Source organism: Streptomyces sp. NPDC002265 (assembly GCF_040296125.1).
GTDB lineage: Bacteria > Actinomycetota > Actinomycetes > Streptomycetales > Streptomycetaceae > Streptomyces.
In genome coordinates this window covers 1-4,749 of the sequence record NZ_JBEOWS010000518.1, presented here as the reverse complement: position 1 = coordinate 4,749, position 4,749 = coordinate 1, and the positions used below count along the sequence as shown (strand labels likewise).

The window sequence follows — 4,749 nt, the reverse complement described above, 5'->3', positions numbered from 1 at the left end:
GCGGCGGCCCGCGCAGCACTCAGCGCGGGCCGCCGCTCCCGTCGTCCGGCACGGACGGGCGGGTGCGGGCCGACCGTCCGGGTACGGCCGTACGGCTCACCGCGGCCGCGAGCTTGCGCAGTCGGCGCCAGTCGAGGCGCGGCGGCGCCTCCGGCACCCCGGGCCGCAGCCGGGGGACGCGGACCCGCAGCGTGCGGCGCGCGATACGGCAGCGGACGGGGGCGGGCATCAGCAGCGCCTCGCCGTCCAGACCGACCTCCAGCTGCGCCTCGTCCGCCTCCACGACCACCTCGTGCGCGGTCAGCGCCGCCAGCCCGGACGGGTTCGGCTCCAGCACCAGCTCGGCCGCCTCCACGGCACTGTCCACGCGGACGGCGAGCACCCCGAGCCGCCCCGAGTTCAGCCGCTCGCGGCGGCCGAAGCCGAAGGGGTCGCCGGTGCGGTAGGCGTTGTTGCTCACCAGCACGGCCTGCGGCTCGGCGAGCGTGGTGTCGTCGGCGCGGACCGTCAGCCGCGGACCGCGCTGCCGGGTCAGCAGGTCCGGCAGCACCTCCAGCGCGGTGCCCACCTTGGCGTCGCGGTAGCCCGGCTCCTGCACCACGGCCCCGTACACCCCGAAGGAGGCGTTGTTGACGAACGGCCGGTCGTCGGCGAAGGCGAGGTCGACGTGCAGTTCCACCCCGTCGGTGAGCGCGTCCAGACAGGTGGAGGGGTCGTCGCGGTCGAGGCCCAGGTCCATGGCGAAGTGGTTGCGGGTGCCGGCCGAGATGACGAGGAACGGCAGATCGTGCTCCGCGGCCACGGCGGCGACCAGCGCCTGCGTACCGTCCCCGCCCGCGACCCCCAGCAGGTCCGCTCCCCCGGCCACCGCGGATCTGGCCAGTTCCGTGACGTCCTGGTGCTGTGCGGGGTCGAGCAGCACGACGCGGGCGCCGAGGCGCTCCGCCTTCTCCCGGAGCGAGAACTTCTCTACCTTGCCCCCGCCGGAGCGCGGGTTGAGGATCAGGAAGGGCCGCTTCGGCGGCGGCGTACGGTGCTCCTTCATCCGTACGGGACGCAGGTCCGTGCTGCGCAGGGCGTACCGTCCGCTCCACACGGCCGCACACCACAGGAGCACGGACAGCGCGATCACCCACAGCAGCCCCACCGCGACGAACAGGGTGACCACGACGACGGGGGTGGCGGCCGCCAGCACCATCGCCGCCGCCCGGACCACGCCGCGCCGGGACAGCGTCCACCAGAGCGCGGCGGCGGTGACGGCCAGCCCGAGGAGTCCGACCGCCAGGAGCACCAGCCCGCCCAGCCCCCCGTAGACGAGGGGCAGCAGCGCGGCCGCCGCCGCGGCGGCCAGCGCCCCCCGGGCGGCCCACGCCTGCCGGTGCTGCCCTCGCCCACTCCCTGTCGCTGCCATGAGCCCCTTCCCCGGGTAGGCGCCCGTGTGCGGCACCGTCCCTCACTCCGGATGCAGGCCGGCAAGATCGTGCGGGGCGCTGCGTGCATATCATCTGCCCCCAACCCGCGACGGTGAACCCGCGCGAAAGTGTGCGATCCCGGGCATCGGGGGGACCATGGAAGCCGAGGCGCCTGCGCACCGGCAGGAAGCGCTCCCGCCGGAAGGGGGCGGCGCCCGTCCTGCGGCCGGAAGGAGTGCCCGCCATGAGCGGACCCGAGCGGCCGCCCCCCGCTCTCGCAGTCGCGGTGGGCGACCGGCCGACCGGGCTGATGGACCTCCTGAACGTCTCGGCGGTCGTGCTCGACGCGGACGGCCGGATCGTGTTGTGGAGCCCCCAGGCCGAGGAGCTGTACGGCTACTCGTCGCAGGAGGCCCTGGGGCGGTACGCCGTGCATGTGCTCGTGCACGAGGAGCACTGGGACTGGGTGATCAAGACCTTCGCCGAGGTCATGGAGACCGGCCGGAGCTGGGCCGGCATCTTCCCCATCCGGTGCAAGGACGGCAGCACGCGGCAGGTGGAGCTGCGCAACATGCGCCTGCTGAGCGACGAGGGCGAGTACTACGCGCTCGGACTCGGCGCCGACTCCCCCACCCTGCGCGAGCTGGAACGGGACGTGGCCCTGTCGACCCGGCTGATCTCCCAGTCACCGGTCGGGGTGGCGATGTTCGACCCCGACCTCCGGTACGTGTCCGTGAACCCCGCCCTGGAACGCATGCACGGAATACCCGCGGCGGACCATCTCGGCCGCCACTACCGCGAGGTCATGTCGTCGCCGGCGTTCGAGGAGACGGAGGCGGCGCTGAACCAGGTGCTGCGCACCGGGGCCCCGCTGATCGAGGAGTCCACCGTCGTGGGGCGCACCCCGGCCGACCCCGGGCACGACCACGCCTGGACCATCTCGATGTACCGGCTGGAGGACTCCGTCGGCCGTGTGCTCGGGGTGGCGGAACTCGTCGTGGACGTCACCGCGCGCCACGCGTCGGCGCAGGAGGCCGGCGAGACACGGCGCCGGCTGGCGCTCATCGCGGACGGCTCGGCCCGGATCGGCACCACGCTGGAGGTCGGTCAGACCGCGCGGGAGCTGGCGGACGTGACGGTGCCCGAGTTCGCCGACGTGGCCGCCGTCGACCTGCTCGACTCCATGCTCGACGAGCACCGGCCCGCCTCCCGGGACGGCCCGGCGTTCTTTCGTGCCCTCGCGGTGAAGGCCGCCTACCCCACCGACGCCTTCCTGGCCGCCGACCCGCCCGGCACGATCACCCGGTACGAGGCCGAGAGTCCGGTGACGCAGTGCGTGCGCGGCGGGCGGCCCGTGCTGATCAGCCACGCGGACGGCACCGACCTGGCCCGGATCGCCCGCGACGAACACGCGGCGGTGCTGCTGGCCCGGGCCGGGGTGCACTCGTACATGGCCGTGCCGCTCAACGCGCGCGGGACCACGCTCGGGTTCCTGGCGCTCACCCGCGCCCGTGATCCGCGGCCCTTCGACGAGGACGACCTCGCCATCGCCACCGAGCTCGCCTCGCGCGCCGCGGTCTGCATCGACAACGCCCGCACGCACCAGAGCGTGCGCAACGCCGCCGAGACCCTGCAACGCAGCCTGCTCCCCGACCACCCGCCGCACCTCCCCGGTCTGCGGGTCGCCTCGCGCTATCTGCCCGCGGTCGCCGCCTACGAGGTCGGCGGCGACTGGTACGACGTACTGCCGCTGGCGGGCGAGCGGACCGCGCTCGTCGTGGGGGACGTGATGGGCAGCGGCATCCACGCGGCCGCCGCGATGGGCCGGCTGCGCACCGCGACCGCTGCCTTCACCGAGCTCGACCTGGACCCCGCCCAGGTCCTCCAGCATCTGGACACGATCACCTCACGGCTGGAGCAGTACATCGCCACCTGCGTCTACGCCGTCTACGACCCGCACCGCGCCGAGCTGCGCATCGCGAACGCCGGCCACATGCCGCCCGTGGTGGTGAGCGACGGCACCGGGCCGCGGCTGCTCGAACTGCCCACCGGCACCCCGCTCGGTGTCGGTGGTGTCCCCTTCGAGTCGACGACGCTGCGCTTCGCCCCGGACGACGAACTGGTCCTGTACACCGACGGTCTGGTCGAGACCCGGCACGGGCACCTCGACGATCGGCTCGACGTGCTGCTGGGGCTGCTCGACGCTCCGGAGTGCACGCTGGAGGAGATCTGCAACCGGCTGCTGCGCAACCTCCGCAACCCGCAGGACCACGACGACGTCGCGCTGCTGATCGCCCGCGCCCGTCCGTTCACCCCGGTCACCCGCCTGCGGCCCTGAACACGGGCCCGCCGGTCCGCCCGGCCGGCGCACCGGTGCGCCGACGCCACCAGGGCACGAGCTGGAGCACCCCGAACGCCACCTCGACACCGAGGAACAGCCACAGCACTCGCGTCGCCCCGTGCGCCAGCGCGTACGCCTCCCAGGCCGCGAACAGCACCCGGGCGAAACCGTCGAACAGGCCGTGGACCGCGACCGGCCGAAGGAGCCGCAGGGCGGACCAGACGACCACGAGCGAGCCCATCAGGTTCGCGTACATGGTCTGCGTCGGATCGAGCGCGGGCAGCGTGCCCCACCCGAACGCGTCACCGGCCGCGTCGAGGACGTCGTGGACCAGGGCGTACGTCCATGGTGTCGCGAAACCGGCCGTGACGACGAGGTCGTACCAGGCGCTCGCGCGAACGAGACGGAGATAGGCGGGTCGGGCGGGAGCGGGACGAGGGATCACGGAGGGGCTCCTGATGGGTGCTGGACAACCGGCGCCTCACCGTAAACAGCGGAGTACGCTCCAAGGTCAAGGCCATCGGGCGGACGGAGCGGACGGAAGGGCACGGCAAAGGGCCATGCATATCGGGGAGTTGGCCGCACGGACGGGCCTGACGAAGGACACCGTCCGGTTCTACGAGCGGATCGGCCTGGTCGAGAGCCGCCGACTGCCCAACGGATACCGGGACTTCCCGCCGGAGGCCGTGCCCTGGCTCGAGTACGTCCGTACCGCGCAGGCGCTCGGGTTCACCCTGGCGGAGATCGCACAGCACTTCGCGGAACTCGGCGAGGCCCCGGACAGCGCGGCGGCACTGTCCGCGCTGTTCGCGGACAAGATTCGGATCGTCGACGCACGGATGGCCGAACTCGCCGCACTGCGCGCCGATCTGGCGGACCGTCTGGACACCGGCTGTCCGCTGCGGGCGGCCGGCGGAGCCCGGCGGCAGGCGTCCGGTCCGGTCCCGCCGGCCCGTTCACCGGCGGACCGCTCACGGCAGGCCCCGGGCCGGGGCC

General features: G+C 73.7%; 4 protein-coding genes. 2 read left to right on the top strand and 2 right to left on the bottom strand.

Annotated features, from left to right (window positions below):
* Window positions 1-19 precede the first annotated feature (19 nt).
* Window positions 20-1,411 (bottom strand): diacylglycerol/lipid kinase family protein, encoded by a 1,392-nt coding sequence (locus tag ABT085_RS43875; protein WP_351622078.1) that lies wholly within the window; start codon window positions 1,409-1,411, stop codon window positions 20-22.
* Between the two features lie 245 nt (window positions 1,412-1,656).
* Between ABT085_RS43875 and ABT085_RS43870 the strand changes: the two genes are divergently transcribed.
* Window positions 1,657-3,750 carry a SpoIIE family protein phosphatase gene (locus ABT085_RS43870; protein WP_351622076.1) on the top strand — a complete coding sequence of 698 codons (2,094 nt, stop codon included), beginning with the start codon at window positions 1,657-1,659 and terminating at the stop codon, window positions 3,748-3,750.
* Here the strand turns inward: ABT085_RS43870 and ABT085_RS43865 are convergent.
* The gene (locus ABT085_RS43865; protein ID WP_351622081.1) at window positions 3,731-4,195 is read right to left on the bottom strand and encodes a hypothetical protein; all 465 of its coding nucleotides are present in this window, start codon (window positions 4,193-4,195) and stop codon (window positions 3,731-3,733) included. The genes ABT085_RS43870 and ABT085_RS43865 overlap by 20 nt on opposite strands.
* A 118-nt stretch (window positions 4,196-4,313) precedes the next feature.
* Between ABT085_RS43865 and ABT085_RS43860 the strand changes: the two genes are divergently transcribed.
* Window positions 4,314-4,749, top strand: a 436-nt coding sequence (locus tag ABT085_RS43860) for a MerR family transcriptional regulator (RefSeq protein WP_502982974.1), incomplete at its 3' end; no start/stop codon positions are given.

Excerpts from the sequence above, each read along its gene's own strand:
- ABT085_RS43870 (WP_351622076.1), top strand. The coding sequence starts at position 1,657 with ATGAGCGGACCCGAGCGGCCGCCCCCCGCTCTCGCAGTCGCGGTGGGC.
- ABT085_RS43875 (WP_351622078.1), bottom strand. The coding sequence starts at position 1,411 with ATGGCAGCGACAGGGAGTGGGCGAGGGCAGCACCGGCAGGCGTGGGCC.